This window comes from Serratia sp. LACPHL-BACT-2024-00286, assembly GCF_043109535.1.
In the GTDB taxonomy this organism is placed as follows: domain Bacteria; phylum Pseudomonadota; class Gammaproteobacteria; order Enterobacterales; family Enterobacteriaceae; genus Serratia; species Serratia sarumanii.
Genome location: NZ_JBICNA010000001.1, coordinates 149,011 through 168,931 on the forward strand (window position 1 = coordinate 149,011; position 19,921 = coordinate 168,931).

Annotated in this window: 19 protein-coding genes; 10 read left to right on the top strand and 9 right to left on the bottom strand. The window is 61.8% G+C overall.

Annotated elements, in window-relative coordinates:
* Window positions 1–11: 11 nt before the first annotated feature.
* From ACF8MC_RS00745 to umuC, 4 genes are all read left to right on the top strand, one after another.
* Window positions 12–524 (top strand): sigma-70 family RNA polymerase sigma factor, encoded by a 513-nt coding sequence (locus ACF8MC_RS00745; RefSeq protein WP_025303329.1) that lies wholly within the window; start codon window positions 12–14, stop codon window positions 522–524.
* 17 nt (window positions 525–541) lie between these two features.
* On the top strand, window positions 542–1,459 hold the full coding sequence (locus ACF8MC_RS00750) for a FecR domain-containing protein (RefSeq protein WP_164104855.1): 918 nt from the start codon (window positions 542–544) through the stop codon (window positions 1,457–1,459).
* 220 nt (window positions 1,460–1,679) lie between these two features.
* Complete coding sequence (locus ACF8MC_RS00755; RefSeq protein WP_239506334.1) at window positions 1,680–2,441, top strand: energy transducer TonB; 762 nt, start codon at window positions 1,680–1,682, stop codon at window positions 2,439–2,441.
* A gap of 180 nt (window positions 2,442–2,621) precedes the next feature.
* Complete coding sequence (umuC, locus tag ACF8MC_RS00760; RefSeq protein ID WP_060445802.1) at window positions 2,622–3,908, top strand: translesion error-prone DNA polymerase V subunit UmuC; 1,287 nt, start codon at window positions 2,622–2,624, stop codon at window positions 3,906–3,908.
* Here the strand turns inward: umuC and ACF8MC_RS00765 are convergent.
* Both ACF8MC_RS00765 and ACF8MC_RS00770 read right to left on the bottom strand, forming a co-directional pair.
* Entirely contained in the window at window positions 3,845–4,828 is a 984-nt protein-coding gene (locus ACF8MC_RS00765; protein ID WP_048321738.1) for a GlxA family transcriptional regulator, read from the bottom strand. The genes umuC and ACF8MC_RS00765 overlap by 64 nt on opposite strands.
* A gap of 52 nt (window positions 4,829–4,880) precedes the next feature.
* On the bottom strand, window positions 4,881–5,594 hold the full coding sequence (locus tag ACF8MC_RS00770) for a cysteine hydrolase family protein (RefSeq protein WP_164104854.1): 714 nt from the start codon (window positions 5,592–5,594) through the stop codon (window positions 4,881–4,883).
* 375 nt (window positions 5,595–5,969) lie between these two features.
* On the opposite strand from ACF8MC_RS00770, the gene ACF8MC_RS00775 reads away from it, so the two are divergent.
* Window positions 5,970–7,313 (top strand): colicin-like pore-forming protein, encoded by a 1,344-nt coding sequence (locus ACF8MC_RS00775; protein ID WP_033653600.1) that lies wholly within the window; start codon window positions 5,970–5,972, stop codon window positions 7,311–7,313.
* A gap of 51 nt (window positions 7,314–7,364) precedes the next feature.
* Here the strand turns inward: ACF8MC_RS00775 and ACF8MC_RS00780 are convergent, their stop codons facing one another.
* From ACF8MC_RS00780 to ACF8MC_RS00800, 5 genes are all read right to left on the bottom strand, one after another.
* Window positions 7,365–7,781: an RbsD/FucU domain-containing protein gene (locus ACF8MC_RS00780; protein ID WP_041035686.1), complete on the bottom strand. Its 417-nt coding sequence runs from the start codon at window positions 7,779–7,781 to the stop codon at window positions 7,365–7,367.
* Window positions 7,782–7,830: 49 nt separating this feature from the next.
* Window positions 7,831–8,592 carry an SDR family NAD(P)-dependent oxidoreductase gene (locus ACF8MC_RS00785; RefSeq protein WP_049196301.1) on the bottom strand — a complete coding sequence of 254 codons (762 nt, stop codon included), beginning with the start codon at window positions 8,590–8,592 and terminating at the stop codon, window positions 7,831–7,833.
* Window positions 8,593–8,613: 21 nt separating this feature from the next.
* On the bottom strand, window positions 8,614–9,849 hold the full coding sequence (locus ACF8MC_RS00790; RefSeq protein WP_170929829.1) for an MFS transporter: 1,236 nt from the start codon (window positions 9,847–9,849) through the stop codon (window positions 8,614–8,616).
* Window positions 9,850–10,120: 271 nt separating this feature from the next.
* On the bottom strand, window positions 10,121–11,158 hold the full coding sequence (locus ACF8MC_RS00795; RefSeq protein WP_041035680.1) for a LacI family DNA-binding transcriptional regulator: 1,038 nt from the start codon (window positions 11,156–11,158) through the stop codon (window positions 10,121–10,123).
* 159 nt (window positions 11,159–11,317) lie between these two features.
* Entirely contained in the window at window positions 11,318–12,193 is an 876-nt protein-coding gene (locus ACF8MC_RS00800) for an AraC family transcriptional regulator (RefSeq protein ID WP_060387933.1), read from the bottom strand.
* Between the two features lie 137 nt (window positions 12,194–12,330).
* Between ACF8MC_RS00800 and rclC the strand changes: the two genes are divergently transcribed.
* The 5 genes from rclC to sbmC all read left to right on the top strand — a co-directional run bounded on the left by rclC (window position 12,331) and on the right by sbmC (window position 16,210).
* A complete protein-coding gene (gene rclC / locus ACF8MC_RS00805) occupies window positions 12,331–12,903 on the top strand; it encodes a reactive chlorine resistance membrane protein RclC (RefSeq protein WP_086556934.1) in 573 nt (190 codons plus the stop codon).
* A gap of 35 nt (window positions 12,904–12,938) precedes the next feature.
* Window positions 12,939–13,355 (top strand): DUF302 domain-containing protein, encoded by a 417-nt coding sequence (locus ACF8MC_RS00810; protein WP_049211955.1) that lies wholly within the window; start codon window positions 12,939–12,941, stop codon window positions 13,353–13,355.
* A 37-nt stretch (window positions 13,356–13,392) separates the two neighbouring features.
* Window positions 13,393–14,730 (top strand): reactive chlorine resistance oxidoreductase RclA, encoded by a 1,338-nt coding sequence (gene rclA / locus ACF8MC_RS00815; protein WP_060387932.1) that lies wholly within the window; start codon window positions 13,393–13,395, stop codon window positions 14,728–14,730.
* 147 nt (window positions 14,731–14,877) lie between these two features.
* Window positions 14,878–15,720, top strand: coding sequence for a tryptophan 2,3-dioxygenase (kynA, locus tag ACF8MC_RS00820; protein ID WP_033635042.1), 843 nt, complete (start codon window positions 14,878–14,880; stop codon window positions 15,718–15,720).
* 22 nt (window positions 15,721–15,742) lie between these two features.
* Window positions 15,743–16,210 carry a DNA gyrase inhibitor SbmC gene (gene sbmC / locus ACF8MC_RS00825; RefSeq protein ID WP_049211939.1) on the top strand — a complete coding sequence of 156 codons (468 nt, stop codon included), beginning with the start codon at window positions 15,743–15,745 and terminating at the stop codon, window positions 16,208–16,210.
* Between the two features lie 191 nt (window positions 16,211–16,401).
* Here sbmC and ACF8MC_RS00830 read toward each other — a convergent pair whose 3' ends face one another.
* Together ACF8MC_RS00830 and ACF8MC_RS00835 are read right to left on the bottom strand one after the other, a co-directional pair.
* A complete protein-coding gene (locus ACF8MC_RS00830; RefSeq protein ID WP_121535728.1) occupies window positions 16,402–18,330 on the bottom strand; it encodes a type VI secretion system Vgr family protein in 1,929 nt (642 codons plus the stop codon).
* A 141-nt stretch (window positions 18,331–18,471) separates the two neighbouring features.
* Window positions 18,472–19,905: a serine/threonine-protein kinase gene (locus ACF8MC_RS00835; RefSeq protein WP_049211936.1), complete on the bottom strand. Its 1,434-nt coding sequence runs from the start codon at window positions 19,903–19,905 to the stop codon at window positions 18,472–18,474.
* Window positions 19,906–19,921 lie beyond the last annotated feature (16 nt).

Sequence of the window (19,921 nt, forward strand, 5' to 3'; positions counted from 1 at the left end):
GGTGTCACCGAATGGCAAGGAAAGAGGCCGCGGCAGCCAACGGGTTTGCTCAACAGCTTTACCTTGAGCACCACAGTTGGCTATGCCATTGGCTGAGACAGAAGGTCGGGTGCGCGCATCACGCCGAAGACCTGGCGCAGGATACGTTCATCAGTATTTTACTGAGCCCGCAGTTGCTTGCCATTCGGCAACCACGCCCCTTCCTGGCGACCGTGGCGCGCCGGCTGGTGGCGAATTATTACCGACGTAAAACAATCGAAGAGAGCTATCTGCAGGCCTTGAGCGAGCTGCCGGCGATCGAGGCGCCCTCGCCGGAGGTTCGTCAACAAACCCTCGAAATGCTCGAACAGTTGGATCAGGCGTTGGACGGATTGCCGGCGCACGTTCGCGAGGCTTTCCTGTTGGCGCACCTGCAGGGCATGCGTTATTGCGACATCGCTGAACGTTTGCGGGTGTCGACCAGTTCGGTGAAACAATATCTGCAGCGCGCCAATTTGCACTGTTTCTTTGCATTGGCGGCGTAACGGCAGGTGCGGAACCCATGATGGAATCGGATATCGATCGGCAGAGCGCGCGTGAGGCCGCCGCCTGGTTAACCCAGCTGATGTCGGAAGAGGCAAGCGACGCGGATAGGGAAAACTGGCGGCGTTGGTATCAGGCGAAACCGGAAAATGAACGCGCCTGGCGGCATATCGCCGCGTTTTCATCCCGTTTTTCTCTGCTTAACGGGGCGGCGGCGCAGCGTAGTCTGTCGCAGTTGCCGAACCCGCAACGCCGCCGGTTGCTGAGAAGCCTGGCGGCCATCGGCGTGGTAGGGTCGGTTGGCATCGGTTCTGGCGCGCTGCCATGGCGCCCCTGGCTGGCGGATTACCGCACGGCGGTGGGGGAGCAGCAAACCGTCGCGTTGGCGGATGGCGCGCAGTTGATGCTGAACACGCAAACGGCGGTCAACGTCAGCCTTCAGCAGGCCGCATTGCTGGAAGGTGAAATGATGGTGAATCTGCCGCCGGAAAGCGGCGCGTTGACGGTGAGGCTGCCGCAGGGCGAGATCGTGGCGCAGGCTGCTCGCTTCAGCGTTCGCCTGTGGGAAACCTACAGTGATATCGCCGTTTATCTTGGCCGAGTCACGATCCTTTCGCCGGCGCATCGGAACGCGGTGCTCAACGCCGGTCAGGGCGGCAGATTAAGCCGGCAAGGCATTGGCGATCCGTACCGCGTGACGCAAGAGCCCGGTTGGCGGCAAGGCATGCTGTTGGCCGACAACATGCGGCTGGACGACTTCCTGATGGAGCTGGGGCGTTATCGTCAGGGCGTTATTCTCTGCCGGCCGGAGGTAGCCGGCCTGCGGCTCTCCGGTGCGTTCCCGCTGGCTGACCCCGAGCGAGTCATTGCGGCTCTGCCCGGTGCGCTGCCGGTTAGGTTAAATATGCTGTCAAAATACTTCATCACCGTATCCTAAAGTTTTTAACTCTGCTATTTGTATTTTTCCTTCTTGATTGGCCTGTTTTTTTCTCGTTTCCTGCCCGGTGCCGCGTGCCTAAACGACTTTTCTGACATGCCCCGACCGTCGTGACCGTTGCGTACGTTGGTCTGTTTCACGCTTAACCTGAGTATCGTTTTCCATGTTGAATCACAACGTATTACCTGCCGATTTATCTTTACCGCCTACAGGCGGGCGATTGCGCTGGGCTACCGCCAATGTGTTGGCGTTGGGTCTGCATGGTGCGTTGTTGTTTGGCCTTGGTTATCACCTGGTGCCACCGTTGCTGCCCGCGGCGCAACCGATGGTGTTGATGATGGTTGCCGAGCAGGCGGAATCGATCCCCAACGCAGAGCCGATGCCAACCGGCGTGCGCCAGGTGCAGGCGGTGGCGCAACGGCAGGCCAACCGGGAACCGGAGGCGGCGATGCCTCCGCTGATTCATGCGCCGCGTGCGACGGAGCAGCAGAGCAAGGCCAAAGGGCAACGGAACGACCCCATCAGACCGAAGACGGAACTGCCGCGTCCAAGGCAAAAGGAACAGGAAAAAATAGCGTCTGCAAGCTCAATAGCATCAAGCACCAGCGCGCCGCCGTCTCTGGATGGAAAGCGTGTTGCCGCGCCGCAAACCAGCGTGGCGTCGCAGCCGAGCCAGGATGCCTCGGTCTGGAGCGGCCTGCTGTTGGCGCATTTGAGCCGTTTCAAACGCTACCCGGCCCTGGCGGTACGCCAACAGCGCCAGGGGGTTGTTCAGGTTGCCGTGACGTTGGATCGGCAGGGGAACGTGCTGGGTGTGAAGCTATTGCGATCGAGTGGGGTTGCTTCGCTCGACCGGGAGGCGCTTCAGTTACCGCAGCGCGCTTCTCCACTGCCCGCGCCCGGCAACGAGATCGCAGCGGGGCAGGCGGAATTCAGCGTGAACATTCCGATTCGTTTCGATCTGCGTGAAGTTCGCCGTTAATGAAAAACTTGGCTCCAGGTAAACGGAGGCTGAGTTAAAAGCCAATGCGCATCAAACGGATAGCAGCGATGGGGTGGTTTCTACTTGATCGTCGCCAGAAAAATACAAATACTGTATGCATGAACAGTAATCTGGTGCCGTTATGAATAACAACCCACTGACGATGAAAGGTCGGTAACCATGTTCGCCCTGGTAGACGTCAACAGCTTCTACGCTTCCTGCGAGACCATCTTTCGGCCCGATCTGCGGGGGCGGCCGGTGATCGTGCTGTCCAACAACGACGGCTGCGTGATCGCCCGCAGCGCCGAGGCGAAGGCGCTGGGCGTGCCGATGGGCGCGCCTTATTTCAAAATTAAAGAGGAGATGCACCGCCGCAACGTCGCGGTGTTTTCCTCCAACTACGCGCTGTACGCCGACATGTCCCGCCGGGTGATGGACACGCTGGAAGAGATGGCGCCGGCGGTGGAGATCTACTCGCTGGACGAAGCCTTTCTGCGGCTGGACGGCGTGGCGCATTGCGAAGCGCTGGAGCAGTTCGGCCGGCGGGTGCGCGATCGCATCCGGCGCGAGCTGCATTTAACGGTCGGGGTCGGCATTGCGCCGAGCAAAACGCTGGCCAAACTGGCCAACTTCGCCGCCAAGAAATGGCGCGGCACCGGCGGCGTGGTGGATTTATCCGATCCGGCGCGCCAGCGCAAGCTGCTGGCGCTGATCCCGGTGGAAGAGGTATGGGGCGTGGGGCGCCGCCTGACTCGCCAGCTGCAGGCGATGGGTATTCACACCGCGCTGCAGCTGGCGGACTGCGATACCCGGCTGGCGCGTAAAACCTTCAGCGTGGTGCTGGAGCGCACGATACGCGAGCTGCGCGGCGAGTCGTGCCTGCAATGGGAAGATGAGGCGGCGGCGAAAGAACAGATCATCTGTTCCCGCTCGTTCGGCCAGCGGCTGACGCACTACCCGCATATGCGCGAGGCGATCTGCAGCTACGCCGAACGCGCCGCCGAAAAGCTGCGGCAGGAAAAGCGCTATTGCCGCAACGTGTCGGTGTTTATCAAAACCAGCCCGCATTCGGCGGGCGAGGGGTATTACAGCAATATGGGCACCGCCCGGCTGCAAACGCCGAGCAACGACAGCCGCGACATCATCGCCATGGCGGTGCGCGCGCTGGAAAGCATCTGGCAGGAAGGGCGGCGTTATCTGAAGGGCGGCGTGGTGCTGGGGGATTTCAGCGCCGCCGCCATGGCGCAAATCGATCTGTTCGACGACTGCCCGCCGCGCCGCAACAGCGAGCGGTTGATGGCGACCCTCGATCGCCTGAATCAGGAAGGGCGCGGGCGCGTGTGGTTCGCCGGGCAGGGGATCGTCAAGCCGTGGCAAATGAAGCGCGAAATGCTGTCGCCGGCCTACACCACCCGGCTGGCGGATATTCCGGTGGTGCGGCTGTCGCCGCGAAACTCGCGCCGGTAGCGCGAGGGCGAGGTGTTCAGTTGCTTAAGAAAGTGGCGCCGCAATGAGGTGGTAGAGGGAAAGCCGACCTTTTCCGCGATGGTTTCCACCGAGCAGTCGCTTTTTTCCAGCAAACGCTGTGCGGCGATGAGGCGCTGATTCAGCAGCCAAAGCGAAAAGCGGGTGCCGGTGGTTTGCTGAAACCGGCGGGTAAAGCTGCGGCGGCTCATGCAGGCTTTCTGCGCGAGACTATCCAACGACAGCGTCTGATGCAGGTTTTCCATCGCCCAGGCCAGCGCCAAGGAAAAGTTATCCCCCTGGCGGGTATTTTGCACCGGCAGCGCGACATACTGCGATTGTCCGCCTTGCCGGTGAGGGGGCACCACCAACTGGCGCGCCGCCTGCGCCGCCATGTCCGCGCCCCAGCGTTTTCTCACCAGGTGCAGGCAGCAATCGATGCCGGCGGCGGTGCCGGCCGACGTCACGACATCCCCTTCATCGAGATACAGCACGTCATTTTCGACGAGCACCGCCGGATAACGTTGCTGAAAGTCCGGCAGCCAGCGCCAGTGGGTAGTGGCCCGGCGATGATTCAGCAGGCCCGCCGCCGCCAGCACGAATGCGCCCATGCAAAGGCCGACGACGGTGGCGCCGGCGGCATGGGCATGGCGCAGCGCATCCAGCAGCGCGGGTTCCGGCTGGCGGGCCGGAGCGTCCCAACTGGGTACGATCACCATGTCCATGCCGCTCAGCGCGCCGAGCCCAAGGTTGACCACAATGGAAAAACCGGCATTGGTTTTCAGCTCGCCAGGCTCGGCGGCGCACAGGGTCAGTTCGCACAGCGGCGCGCCTGAAGGCGCCAGCACTTTTTCAAACACCGCAAAGGGCACCGAAAGGTGAAAGGGAATGATGCCGTCGAAAACCACAATGCCTATTTTCATCCGCGATAACGCCTCTTGCAGTGTGCGCCGCCGGGGAGCGGCGCGCTGAACCTTATTTGGTCACCGGCAGAGCCAGGATGCCCTCGGTAGTTTTGATTTCCGCAAACACGTCCGCCACCGCGGCCAGCGCCGCCCGCTGCAACACGCGATGATCGACCACGCCGCCCGCGCCGTCGTCCAGATCGCGCGTCGCCGTCGCGTCTTGCGGGATCAGCACATCATAGCCGAGCGGCACCGCGTCGCGTGCGGTAGAAGAGATGCACATGTGCGTCATCAAACCGGCCACAATCAGCGTTTTGATGCCCTGCTTCTTCAGTTGCGCATCCAGAACGGTGCCGACGAACGCGCTCGGCGTCGCTTTGGTGATCACTACATCCCCTTTAGCGGGTTGCAGCGCCTGATGGAATTCGGCGTAGACCGAGCCTTCGGCAAACAGCGGGCCGTTGGCCGGCCCCAGATGCCGCACGAAATAGACCGGCATGCCGTTTTTGCGGGCGAACTCAACCAGCTTGTTACTGTTATCCAACACCTTCTGGCCATCCGGGATAACCATTTTGCCGCGGAAGTTATTGCCTGCATAATATTCATTCTGGATATCCACCACGATCAGCGCCGTTTTGGCGGCGGCCAGGGCAGTGGTGGCGGGGGCGCCCGACATGGCCCTGATGGTTTTGGTATTCACGTTTTCGGTCTCCTGAGCCAATGCATTGAAGGAAGCGGCGCCCATCATGGCGGCCAGCAAGGTGGCATGAACCAAAGCTTTCATTTGTATTCTCCTGTTAACGATAAGTTCGGGAGCCATTATTTGCCATCCGCTCATCGTGCAAGAGTAGGGCAGGTGACCACATTCGGTACTTTTGGGCCAACTTCGTGTGCGGCTGTTATCTGAATCGGGATCGGAAGCCGCAGCATATCCCCCCCTCCTGTAAGCGCCTTCTATTTATGACTATCAAGTTTTTCGGTCGTCATATTTCTGCCGTTAACGCCGTTTCTCTTTGTTTAATCTGCCACACAGCCACCATGCATTGTTCTTGTTGCTGTGAATTTCTATAACGGACGGGCAGTTAAAAATTGGTTTGCCGAGAATTACGTCGTGCGTATTTCTCGGCATGTTGATAATAAAGAAATAAGGATTAAGCATATGCCTGGATTTAATTATGGCGGTAAAGGGGATGGAACTAACTGGAGTTCTGAACGTGGTACGGGCCCAGAACCTGGGGGCGGTGATAAGGGCCATTCCGGCGATCGCGGCGGCGCCAGTGTTGGCAACAGCCCGGAACAGCAACAGATAGCGGCGATCCAAAACGATCCGGCGTTGCGCATGAAGCTGGCGGCGGTGATCAAGGCGGCGCGCAGAATCAACCCGGATGCACAATTGCGTATTGAAAGCGTCAGCCCGTCCGGCACGCTGAGCCTTTCTGCCACCGGTCTGACGGCCGATCAGGCTAAGCACATTGGCCTGGGTGGACTGGTGATGGGAGTCAACGCCAAGGGAGGAATGGTGGCGATCGGGGATATCGAAACCGGCCATGCGCGCAAGACCTCAACCCCCGGTAAAGGTGGTAATAATGGCCTGAACGCCGGGCAGATCGGCGCCTCCTCGTTAGGCAGTTTCGTGACAGACTCACACCGCGATCGGCCCGTCAACGGCTGGCATGGTAACGGCAAAAGCGGTGAGTTCTCGACGACCCGCACGACCGGGAGTTATTTCGGCTTTCATCATTTGAAGGTGGAAAAGCAAGCCGGAATGGCGACCTACAGTCTCTACTATAAGGCCAATAAGAACCGGCCCGCGTTTATCGCCGTGGTGAGAGGGGATAATCTGAATGGCATGGAGGTGAAATATGCCAACGGTAAGCCGGTGAAATCTCCAGGCTCGGTAAAAAATATCGTTAAGGAGTTCGTCGAATATCAAAATGCGGAATTAAAAGCGATCAAGGATGGCGTCAGCCTGGCCGCCGGCATCAATAAAGATATCGCGGAAAAGCTCGGCGCGAAATACGCCAAGCTCGCCAAGGATTTGGAGGCAGGAATTCAAGGCAGATATATCCGCAATGTGCAGGATGCGGAAAAAACCTACGAGCAATTAACGAAGGGCTTGAACAAAAAGCTCAAGGCGCAGGATAAAGCGGCGATTGTCGCCTGGTTGAAAAAGATCGATGCGGAACAGTATGCCCGCAATGCGCGGGTATTGGGCAAGGCGTTTACCGGCGTGGATTGGGCGATTAAAGGGGCGGACCTGACAAACGCCGCGATCGAGGGTTTCTCTACCGGCAGTTGGAAAGCGTTCCGTAATCAGCTTGAGGCGCTCGGGTTGTCCATCGGGGCAGGCTACACGCTCTCCGCTATCGCCGCGTTTTTCGCGCCGACGCTGGTGTCGTCGACGGTGGGCATTTTTGCATTCGCTTATCTGTTTGGCTGGGCTACCAGCTATATCGATGCGGCTCTTGCAGGAGAACTGGAAAAACTGATTGTGGATCTGTAACCGCAAGAGGGGGGGAGCCCCCTCTTTTTATCCTATCGACATGTCCCTTTCTCACCCCCCCGGCGCCACCGTCAGCAGCAGGTTGGCGAAGCGGCGCTGTTCGCCGGAGGCGATCACCAGCAGCGTCCGATCCGATTTGACCGCGGCGTAAAACGCCTCGCGCGGCAGATGTTCGACCGGGCACTGCGCCGGCAGCAGCTGTCGGTATTCGGCTTCGATGGTGTTGGTGAAGTCCGGCGGGCAGGCCATCAGCGCCGCGCTTTCCACGTTGATGCAGGCCAGCAGTTTTTCCAGGATCGGCGGGGCGGCGAGCGTGCCGGGCGCCAGGTTCAGATAGACCACGGTGGCGTCTTTCGGCGCGTGCGTCACGCAGGCGTAGTTGCCGTCGGCGATCAGTACCTGGGTTTTATGCCCGCATTGCGCCAGCGCGGCGAGCAGCGGCGGGTGGGTGATGGCGGATTTGATCATAAAGCGATTCCTGAATGAGAGGGCGGCAGCCATGCCGCCCGCGGTTGAATTACATGCGGTAGATGCCGCCGTTGATGTCGAGGGTGGCGCCGGAGATGAAGCCGTCGTACTCCGCCGCCAGGAAGGTGATGGCGCGCGCCACGTCGTCCGGCGTGCCTGCGCGGCCCAGCGGGATGGCGCGAACGGTTTCCTCCGCCGATGCCTGGGTGGTGTGGCGATTATGGAAGCGGGTGCCGAGGATCAGGCCGGGCGCCACCGCGTTCACTCGGATGCCGTATTCGCCCAGCTCTGCCGCCAGCGAGCGCGTCCAGGTGAGCACCGCGCCCTTGGTGGCGGAATAGACCAGCGAGCCGGAGTGCCCGCCGGCGCGGCCGGCTTGCGACGCCAGGTTGACGATGCTGGCGCCGTTTGCCGCCTTCAGGAACGGCAGCGCGCTTTGCGTGACGTTCAGCATGGTGGTCATGTTCACGTCGATCACGGTTTGCCAGAAGGCGCGGTCGATCTCGCCCAGCCATTTTCGCCCGACGATGCCGCCGACGTTATTGACCAGAATGTCGATGCCGCCGAGAAACTCGGCGCCGGCCGAAACGCAGCGCAGCGTTTCGTCGCTATCGATGAGATCGGCGTAGCCGTAAGCGGCCTTTTGCCCCAATGAATGGGCCAGCGCCACCAGCGCTTTGGGGCCGCTTTCGTCGCTGTGATAGTGAAAATAGATGTCGCAACCGGCCTTGATCAGCCGCTCTGCGGTGGCGCGGCCGATGCCCTGTTCCGCCCCGGTGATAAACACCTTTTTGCCCGCAAGATCGCCCATGATTGACTCCTTATTGGTTCGTTAAGTATTGATGACGCCTTCACGCTGTTTCGCGCAGTAGAAAATGCAGATCAACCCGGTGGCCAACAGGCACGAGGCCAGGAAAAACAGCCCCGGCGCGCTGCTGCCGGTCAGATCGTTCAGTACGCCCACCGCATAAGGCGCGACGAAGCCGCCGATATTGCCGATGCAGCTGACCACCGCCAGCCCGGCGGCCGCGGCCGCGCCGGTGGAAATATTGGCGGGCATAGATAAAAACGGCGGCACGGCGGTGTAGATGCCGATGGCGGCGATGCACAGGAACGACAGCGCGACGAGCGGATCGTATTTAAAAAATGTCACCGCCCCCATCAGGCCGATAGCGGCGACCACCATGCTGAGGCCGGCGAACACGCCGAGCTTTTTGGTTTTGCTGGCCCACAGGCTCCACGGGTACACCAGCAGCGCGGCCAGGCCGTAGGGAATGAGCGCCAGCAGGCTGACGCGGAAGATATCGCCGCCGGAGAGGGCGGTAATGATCGACGGCAGCCAGGTGCCGAAGCCGTAAATGCCGCACACCATGCCGAAGTTGAGCAATGCGTAGAGCAGGTATTTCTTGTTTTTCATCCCTTTCAGGAAGTCGCCCAGCGTGATTTTAGAGCCGGATTTGGAGCGGCCGGCGTTGCTCATCAGCCAGGCCTTTTCCTCCACGTTCAGATAGCCGACGTCCTTGGGCGAGTTCTTGATCAGGAACGGGATCAGCAGGCCGATGACGATCGGCGGCAGCCCTTCGAGGATAAACAGCAGCTGCCAGGGAGCGAACCCGAACCAGTCATGCTGAATATTGAGAATAAAGCCGGAAATCGGCGAGCCGACGGCGTTGGACAGCGGCTGGACGATGATGAACATGCCGAGGATTTTGGTGCGGTATTTTTCCGGGAAGAACACCGTAAAGTAATACACCACCGAGGGAAAGAATCCGGCTTCGCATACGCCCAGCATAAAACGGCAGATATACAGCTCCAGCGGCGTGCGCACAAAGCCGAGCAGGGTCGCGAAGATGCCCCAGGAAATTAATATTCTGGCGAACCAGATGCGCGGGCCGAATTTAATGGTGCCGGCGTTGCTGGGTATTTCAAACAGGAAATAGCCGATAAAGAAAATCCCGGAGGCGAAGCCGAAGGCCGAGGCGGTCAGGCCCAGGTTATCTTCCAGCGCTTTGGCGGCGTAGGCCATGTTATTGCGATCGAGAAACGCCAGGAAATACAATAAAATCATGAGGGGGACAATATGCAGCGTCAATTTCCTGATAGCGCTGCGTTCAATATCCTGCGGCTTGCTTATTTTCATTTTGATATTTCCAATGTGGTTAATCGGAATAATAGAGGCCCGGCCCATAACCCTGAGCTGAACGTTAAATAACGGCACGACGCTGATTCATTGAGGCGCGGGCATCCCTTAAGCCCGACGGCCTTTTCCTTTGTTTTTGGCTGACACCGATCCGGACGATGCCGCGGCGCATCGCCTGGGGAAGACGCTGTTATTTCAGTTAGCCGGCGGCTTTGACCGAGCGCCGGCTGATGACCGTCGGCGGGAAGAGAAACTCGCCGGGCGGTTGCGCATCATCGTTGATGCGGCCGATCAGGCGCTCGACCATCAGCTGCGCCATCTCCGCCAGCGGCGGCCTGACGGACGTCAGCCCCGGTTCGGCCAGGCCAGCCAGCGCGATATTGTCGATGCCGATCACCGAGATGTCTGCGGGCACCTGGACGCCGGCGGCGCGCAGCCCCACCATCAGCCCGATGCCCAGCGCATCGTTAATCGCCACGATACCGTCCGGGCGCGGCGTCAGCGCGAGCACGCGCGGCGCCAGCGTCAGCCCCAACTCGAACATTTCCGTGTCGCCGTAGGCGCTGTTGGCTTTGCCTTCGATCACCCGTTGGCGTTCGCTCAGGCTGTGCCCCAGCGCACTTAGAAAACCGTCGATCTTGTGGCTGCGCCCGACGGTCAGCGTCGCTTCGGTGGCGAACACAATGTGTCGGCAGCCGCGTTCGAGCAGGTGCTGCGCGGCCAGGCGCCCGGCGGCGATATTGTCCATCGACACGCTGTCGAACAGCCGGGCATCGGTGGCTATCGGCTCGGCGAACGGGCTGTCGTAGCTGACGATCTTCATGCCTCGCTCGGCGGCCCGAACAAAATGAGTCTGGCGAATGTCGCTCGCCGCCACGATGATGCCGCGCACGCCGTGCAGGAACATATCGTCGATAAACGCGGCCTCTTCCTGTTCCTGGCGGTAGGCGTTGCCGAGCAAGACGCGGTAACGGTGAGCCCGCGCCGCACCGTCGACCGCATGCGCCAGCGCCGAAAAGCTCGGGTTGACGATCGACGGCAGCAGCAGGCCGATGATCTTCGCCTGCGGTGCGGGTAACGCCGCCGTTCGGGCCGGCCGATACCCCAGGGTTGCCATCGCTTGTTCGATGCGCTCACGGGTCTGCGCGCTCATCTGGTGGCTGCGGTTATTCAGCAGGTTCGACACGCTGCTGATGGACACGCCGGCCAACCGCGCGACATCTCGAATATTTGCCATTTGCCGATACCTTGCTGCCTGCCGTTAGCCTGCAATCTATAAGGGAAGACAGGCGCAGGCAAGCCGCAACCGGGGCGAAACCCGCATGGGATCGCGCATTTGTGAGAGTTGTCAGGCGGCGGCCGAGTTGTTTACTAAACAGTAAGGCGGGGTGGGAGGTTACGCCGGGATCGGGCAAGCGTCCGGCGGCGCATCGGCGGCCTGCTGGCGGAATTTTCCCGGCGTCAGGCCGAAGTGGCGGGTGAAGGCTTTGTGCAGCGCCACCTCCGACGAATAGCCGGTTTGTTCGGCGATACGGCTCAGCGGCAACGCCTGGCGCGCCAGCAGCCGGGCCGCCAGCTGCATGCGGATGGCGGTAAGGGCCTGCAGCGGCGTTTGCTGCGTGACCTGACGAAAGACGCGGGCGAAGTTGGCGCGCGACATATGGGCCTGTTTGCTCAGTTCAACCAGCGTCCAGGGACGTTGCGGGCGGCGCAGCATCTGTTCAACCACGTTGCCCAACTGCGGATGCAGCAACGCGGCGACCAGATTGCCGCTCTGATTTGGCTGGGCCAGCCAGGCGCGGATCGCCAGCGCGAACAGCAGCGCCATGGTCTGGCTGACAATGGCGTTGTGCCCCTGGCCCTGTTGGCTGAACTCATCGCTCAGCAGCTGGCCGGTCGCCTGCAGCAGCGCCAGCCGCCCCTGTTGGCGGCTGTTGAACAACAAACATTCCGGCAGGCTCGCCAGCAGCGGCGACGCGCTGTGCGGCAAGATTTGCACGCCGCACAGCAGGTGCGTGGCGCTGTCGGCCCTCTCCGGCAGCAGGCGGTGGGCGGAGTTGTGCGGCAAGAACAGCAGGCTGCCTTGCTCCAGCGGTACCGGCCGGCCGCCGGGGATCTCCAGCCGACAGCTGCCCGCCAGCACCATGTGCCAGCGGATCTGACTCCACTCCCCGGCGGCATGCGGCGAGCGCCACTCGCCGCTGAAATGGCAATCGCGCGCCACATAACCGCGCATGTCGTTAAGCATCAACAGTTGGCTGAGCGGATCCATTTTGAGACTCCTGGCTAAGAAGCTGATTGTTTCGGCAATGGGCCGGCGTAATGCGAAGCACTAAGATCGGTTCGATAGTGCAGCGATGCGGAGGGCGCCGCTGCGATGCATGAGTTATCAATGACATGGAGCCGGTAATGAAAATACTATTCTTTCTGAGCAAGGGCGACAAGCTGGGATTAACGCTGATTCGCCTCAGCATCGCCATCGTTTTCTTATGGATTGGCCTGCTCAAATTCATCCCTTACGAAGCGGACAGCATCACGCCGTTCGTCGCCAACAGCCCGCTGATGTCGTTTTTCTATGACATGCCGCAGGACTATCAGGCTCACCTGACGCACGAAGGCGAACTGAACCTCGCCGCCCGCGCCTGGCAGCAGGCCAACAATACCTATGGCTTCTCCAACGGCCTGGGCGTGGTGGAGGTGGCGATCGCGCTGCTGGTGCTGGCCAACCCGTTCTCCAAATGGCTGGGGCTATTGGGCGGCATACTCTCCTTTTGCACGCCGCTGGTGACGCTGACCTTTTTGATCACCACCCCGGAGGCCTGGGTGCCCGCGCTGGGCGATGCGCATCACGGTTTCCCTTATCTCTCCGGCGCCGGGCGTCTGGTGCTGAAGGACACCCTGATGTTGGCGGGCGCGGTGATGATCATGGCGGATTCGGCGCGCAGTTTGCTCGAGAAACAGTGGCGGGGGAAGGTCGCATGAGCGTCATGAACCGGGCCGTGGCCGGCAGCCTGATGATGCTGGCCTGTTCTGCCGTGGCGGAGGGGACGATGGGGCAAGAAACCCGAACGGTAGAGAGCGCCTACGCTTATCAGCAAACGCGTCAGCGCATTATCAGCACGGCCGAGCAGAAGGGCGTGACGCTGTTCGCCGAGTTCGATCACGCGAAAGCGGCGCGTGAGCATCATCTGACGATGCCGCCCACCACGGTGCTGGTGCTGGGCAACCCGCTGGCGGGCACGCCGCTGATGCTGGCGCGGCCGGCGTTGGCGCTGGATCTGCCGTTCAGGGTGCTGATTGCGCAAGACGAACGGGGCAAAACGCAGGTCAGCTACCACCCGGCGGAAAGTCTGAAGCGGAGCGCCGGGGCCGACGAACGACAGATCGCGGCGCTGAGGCCGCTGGAGCGGCTAGTTGAGGCCGCAATACGCTGATTGACCGGCGATGAACATCACGAGACGAGGCGACACAATGTACGATTATCAGGCGATTATCATCGGTTTTGGCAAGGCCGGCAAAACGCTGGCGGCCTTTCTGGCCGGGCAGGGATGGCGCGTGGCGATGGTGGAGGCGTCGGCGCAGATGTATGGCGGCACCTGCATCAACATCGGCTGCATCCCGACCAAAACGCTGGTGCACGATGCCGAGCTTCACGGGCCGGGCGAACAGGCGTTCAGCCAGGCGATGGCGCGCAAGCGGCAGGTGACCGGCCTGCTGCGGGAGAAAAATTACCAAAACCTGGCGGGGCTTGAACAGGTTACGGTGATCGACGGACGGGCGGAGTTTATCGATCCGCATCGCATCAGCGTGCAGGGCGCGGCGGGAACGCAGGTGCTGAGCGGCGAGCGCATCTTCATCAACACCGGGGCCGTCAGCCGCCGGCCGGCGATCGACGGGTTGGAGCGCTCGCAGCGGAGTTACGACAGCACCGGCCTGCTGCAGTTGACGCAGCGGCCCGCGCGGTTGGGCATTATTGGCGGCGGTTATATCGGGCTGGAGTTCGCTTCGATGTTCGCGCAGTTCGGCAGCGCCGTGACGGTATTCGAAGAGGCGGATGCGTTGCTCGGCCGGGAAGACCGCGATATGGCGCAGGCGATACAGCAAATCCTGAGCGACGCCGGGGTCAGCTTCACGTTTAACGCCGGCGTGAAGCAGGTGCGCGATGTGGAAGGGGGAGTTGAGGTGGTGCATCAGGGCGGCGTGCAGTCGTTCGATGCGCTGCTGGTGGCGGCCGGGCGCGCGCCAAACACCGCAGGTTTGCAGCTGGCGCGCGCCGGCGTTGAGACGGATGAGCGCGGCGCCGTGCGGGTGGACACGCAGCTGCGCAGTAGCGTGCCGCATATTTGGGCGCTGGGGGACGTCAACGGCGGGCCGCAGTTTACCTATATCTCGCTGGACGATTTCCGCATTGTGCGCGACAGCCTGTTCGGCGCGGGTAAACGCAGCACGGCCGATCGCGGCGCAGTGCCTTACTCGGTGTTCATCACCCCCAGCTTCTCGCGCATCGGCCTCAGCGAAGATCAGGCCCGGCAGCAGGGGCGCGACATTAAGGTCGCCACGCTGCCGGCGGCGGCTATCCCGCGCGCCCGCGTGCTGGGCGACACGCGCGGCCTGCTGAAGGCGGTGGTCGATGCGCAGACCGGCCAGATCCTCGGCGTGGCGCTGCTGTGCCGCGATGCCCACGAGATGATCAACATCGTCAAAACGGCGATGGACGCCGGGCTGCCCTATACCCGGCTGCGCGATCAGCTGTTCACCCATCCGACCATGAGCGAGTCGCTCAACGACCTGTTTGGGCTGATAGGGTAAAGCGGGGCGAGAGGGGCGGCGCAGATGAGTGAGATCTGCGAAGCACCTCTCGTTTATCGCCCTTCGGGGCGGCGGGTTCTGTACTATTGTTTTCTCTTTGCGGCACGTTCCAGGCCGATGGGGCGCTGGGCGCAACGGAGATCACAGATGAACAAACGGGAATTAGAAAGCGCGATTGTCACCGATTTTTCCAAACGCATGAGCTACGGCGACTACCTGTGCCTGGACCAACTGCTGGACTGCCAGCACCCGCTCTCCAACCCGCCGCATCATGATGAAATGCTGTTCGTGATACAGCACCAAACCTCCGAGCTGTGGATGAAGCTGATGCTGCATGAGCTGCAGGCGGCGCTGCGGCTGGTGCAGCAGGACAAACTCAGCCACTGCTTCAAAATCCTCGCGCGCGTCAAACAGATCCAGCGGCTGTTGTTCGAACAGTGGGCGGTGCTGGAAACGCTGACGCCGTCGGAGTACGTCGAGTTTCGCGACGTGCTGGGCAGCTCGTCGGGCTTCCAGTCGCACCAATACCGCTCGATCGAGTTCCTGCTCGGCAACAAGAATGCGGCGATGCTGGCGGTGTTCAGCAGCGACGCGGAAAAACACGCCGCGCTGAAGGCGATCCTCGAAGCACCGAGCCTGTACGACGAATACTTGCTGTACCTGGCGCGCCACGGCCTGCCGATCCCGCAGGAGTGCCTCGAGCGCGACTGGACGCAGCCCTACCAGCGCAACCCGGATCTGCTGCCGGCGTTCAAAGTGATCTACGACAACCCGCAAACCTACTGGGAAGCTTATGAAATGGCGGAGAAGCTGGTGGATATCGAAGAGAGCTTCCATCTGTGGCGCTTCCGTCATATGAAAACGGTGGAGCGGATTATCGGCTTTAAGTCGGGCACCGGCGGTTCCAGCGGCGTCAGCTTCCTGAAAAAGGCGTTGGATCTGACCTTTTTCCCCGAGCTGCTGGACGTACGTACCGAAATCGGCGCCTGAGACAATGTGAGGGGGAAGGGCGATGAGCGTGAGGATTATCGATAAGGCGGCGGAGAAGGTGGTGGGGGTGAGAGTCGTGGGGCCGTATCCGCAGACGATCCCACAGGGCTCGCAGCAACTGCTGGCATGGCGGCAGCGCCACGGCGTGCCGTTCGGCAAATGGCTGGTGCTGTATTGGGACGATCCGGCGGAAGTGGCGTCGGAAAAGCTGCGCGCCGACGTGGTGATGAGCGTGGCGGACGATTTCGCGCTGCCGGCGGAGAGCGAGGGCGTTACCGTGCAGACGCTGCCCGCCGGGCAGTACGCGGTCTACCACGTGCGCATCAGCGATGGCGACTTCGAGCGGGTGTGGGGCGAGTTCTACCAGAAGCTGTTGCCAGCCAGCGGCTATCAGCCGGTTGAGGGGGTAAGCTATGAGCACTATCTCAACGACTGCGAAGCCGACGGCTATTTCGACCTCGATATTTACCAGACGGTGAAGAAGTGGTGAGGGGGCGTTGATGATAAGGAAGGCTGAAGCGATGAACGGGACAGCTTCAGCCCGTTGTTTTGGCTCAACGTCGGTGACCTTGCCGCCAGCGCATTCATCTCCTTGCCAAAAGGGGTTACAGCGGCAGCCGGTTTTGCCGGCGCCGCCGCCCGAAAGCCGACGTTAACCGGCTTTCCCTGCGTGCCACTTGGCTACTCTTTAGGGAACAGCTGATCGACGGCGCTCTGGATCGCCGCCTGATGGCCGCCGCCCGGCGCGGCGGTGCGCGCGGCGCCGCCGGGCTGGTTGAGATCCAGCTGGCCGCCGGTATTGATCTCCCCGTTCTCTTTCACCGTGATATTGAAGCTGGTGCCGGTGATGTTGATTTGGCCGTTCGCCAGCAGCTCGATCACGCTTTCACCGCACTCCAGCCGCAGCGATTCGCCGGAGCCGAGGGTAAAGGCGTTGACCACGGCGTCGCTGCGCGTTTTGCCGGTCAGCGCCGAGGCCTCGCCTTTGACGCCGCTGGCCTGATTGAGCACCACCCGTTTGATCTGGTTGCCGCCCACCAGGTGGGTGTGGTCGTTAGCGATGCTGTGGCTCTCATCGTTTTTGACCTGGGTGTCCATGTTGCGTTCCGCCTGGATCCACACCTGTTCGGCGCCGGCCTTGTCTTCGAAACGCAGGGCGTTGGCGTTGTCGGCGGTGCCGTCCTTGGAACGGCTCATAAAGCCCATTTGGGTGGCGGCGGCCGGCAGCGCCCACGGCGGCATGCTGGCTTCGTTATAAACGCGCCCGGTGACGATCGGCCGATCCGGATCGCCGTTGATAAAGTCCACCACCACTTCGTCGTTGACGCGCGGGATCTGCACGCCGCCGTAGCCCTGGCCGGCCCAGGCGCTGGAGACGCGCACCCAGCAGGAGCTGCCGTCGTCCTTCGGACCGAAGCGGTCCCAGTGGAATTTCACCTTGATGCGGCCGTATTTGTCGGTCCAGATTGATTCGCCGGCCGGGCCGACCACCCGGGCGGTCTGCGGCCCGTGGGTTTTCGGCCAGGTGGCCTGCTGCGGCGGGTGCCAGGGCACGTCCGCCGGCAGCACGGTGAAGTCGATACGGTGTTCGCTGCTCTGATCGTCGCCGCTGGCGTAGCGGTTCTCTTTCAGATGGTAGTTGGCCTGCAGCGTCAGGTACTCGCGGTTGTCGTCGGCGTGCGGGGCGTTATACAGCGTAAAGGTGCTGCCGGGAGCGATGCCCATCGCGGTGGCGGTGCCCCGGATCTGCTGATGCTCGGCCTGCCAGGCTTCCTGGCGCACGCGGGCGTAGAACTCCCCCTGCTGATGCTCGGTGTAGCGGCCCGGCCAGTCGTAGACGTCGATCTGCCCCGGCGTCGGCGAGACCGGGTTTTGCCGCGCCTGGAACAGCCAGGCGTTCGGCTTGCGGAAATCGTAGTCGTCCAGGCTGTAGATGCCCGGCGTGACGCGATCGGACAACGTCCACTGGCTGATCCCTTCCTCGCTGGTGCTGCCGCCGGACGGCGTCAGGTGGTAGGGGATCATCTCGTAGCCGGGATAGGGCTGGTGGTGGTGGGGCGCATCCCCGAGCACCAGCGTGTGTTTGCCCATCTCGTGTTTGAAATAGTAATAGATGCCCTCCAACTCCATCAGGCGGCTGATGAAGTTGAAGCTGCTTTCGTTGTACTGCACGCAGTAGCCCCACAGGCGATAGTCGCCGGTCAGCTGATCTTCCAACTGCACGTTGTGCTCCGCCAGCAGAGTCTTGACGATCTGCGGCACCGTTTGTTCCTGGAAGATGCGGAAGTTGCGATCCTTGGTCATCGGCCACAGATCCGGCTGTACGTGTAGGTTATACACCGCGTAGCGCGTACCGCCGATCTCTTCGCTGCTGACGGCGATGGCGGTGATCTTGCCATTCAGGTAGCGCGGGGCGCTGAGAAAGCCCTGAGTCGGGATCTCCAGCGTCAGCGGTTGGCCGAGCAGCGCTTTGCGATCGAGCCGCGCGTCGGTGCTCAGCAATTCAATAGAGAAGTCGAAAGGGGTGGAAAGCGCCTCGATACCGTCCAGCGAGCGGAACAGCAGCTGCTCCTGGCCCAGCGGCGTGTGCGCAATAATGCGATCCAACATGAGAACATCCTCTGTGATTGACGTCGTGCCCTGCATACCCCGACGTTGCAGCGGCCTTGCCGCGCGGCCAATGATGGTGGGCAGTGGTGCGTCAGTCTCATGAAAAAGGGAACCCCCGCGGCGGCGGGGGGCAGAACGGGATTAACCGGCGGTGGCCGGATTGACCAGCCAGGTGCCGGCGTTGTCGATGCTGAGTTGCTGCTGGCGGAGCCGATCGTTGTGGCGGATCTCCAGCTGATAACGACCCGGCGCCAGATTCAGGCTGGCGAAGCCGTTTTCGCCCGGCGTCACCTGCTGCGGCTTGCCGTCGAGGCTGACCTGTTCGCCCGGCTGCAGTTTGAAGTACACCAGCGCCACCGGCTGCGGTGGCGGCGCCGCCTTTTGCGGTTCCACCGGCGCAGATGGCGCGCTCGGCTGCTCCGTCAGGGTTTTCTGCGCCGGTGACGTCTCGGTGTTTTGCGCTACGACCGGGGTATCATCCTCGCCGCCGCTCAGCCAGGCGACGGCGCCGATCGCCAGCAGCGCCGCGACGCCGGCGCCGGCCATCATCGGCCGCGAGAATTGGGTGCTGCGCGCGGTAACGGCGCCGGCGGCCGCGGCGGCAGCAGCCGGGTTGGCGGCCACCAGCAGGTTCTCCGGCGCGGCGGCCGGGGTGCTGATGATTTCATTTTCATCGGCGATCGGCAGATGCAACAGCTCGGCCATTTCATCGATGGTCTGCGGGCGGTCTTCCGGTTTCAGCGCCAGCGCGCGGTCGACGGTGCGCAGCAGCTCCGGCGAGTAGCCGGCGGGACGGCGCTCGGCCAGCGGCTGATAGCTGTCTTCGATGCTGCGCACCACGCTGACCGGCGGCGGCGAACCGACGATCAGCGTGTGCAGCACGGCGCCCAGCGCATAAATATCGGTCCAGGGCCCCTGTTCGCCGTCGCTGTTCTCGGTGTACTGCTCGATCGGCGCGAAACCCGGTTTCAGCATGATCTCCGTTTCGTCCGACAGGTTGCCGATCTCTTTGCGCGCCGACCCGAAGTCCAGCAGCACCGGCAGCTGGCTCTCCTGGATTTGGATGTTATCCAGCGAGATGTCGCGGTGCAGGTAGCCTTCCTGATGGATGGTGTTGATGGCGCTGAACAGCGGCGGCAGAAGCCGCCGGATCCACGCCTCGTTGATTTTCTCCGGCTGCTGCGCCTGCAGGTTCTTCAGCGTGGTGCCGCTGTAAAACTGGGTGCCCATGTAGGCGGTGCCGTTCTCTTCCCAGAAGCGCAGCACGTGCAGCAGGCCGGGGTGCGAGAAGCGCGCCAGCAGGCGCGCCTCCTGAATAAAGCTGTTCAGCCCGGCCTGGAAGGTTTTGCCGAAGCGCTCGCCGCGCAGCCCGATGCTGAGATCGTCGTTGCGTTTCGCCAGCGAGGTCGGCATGTACTCCTTGATGGCGATGGTGCGTTCCAGTTGGTGATCGTAGGCGCGGTAGACGATGCCGAAGCCGCCTTCGCCGATCGCTTCCTGGATCTCGAATTCGTTGAATCGATAGCCGCTCGGCAGGCTGTTCGAATTCGGTTTGGTTATCCCGGTTCCCGACATAGTGATGACTCTCTGT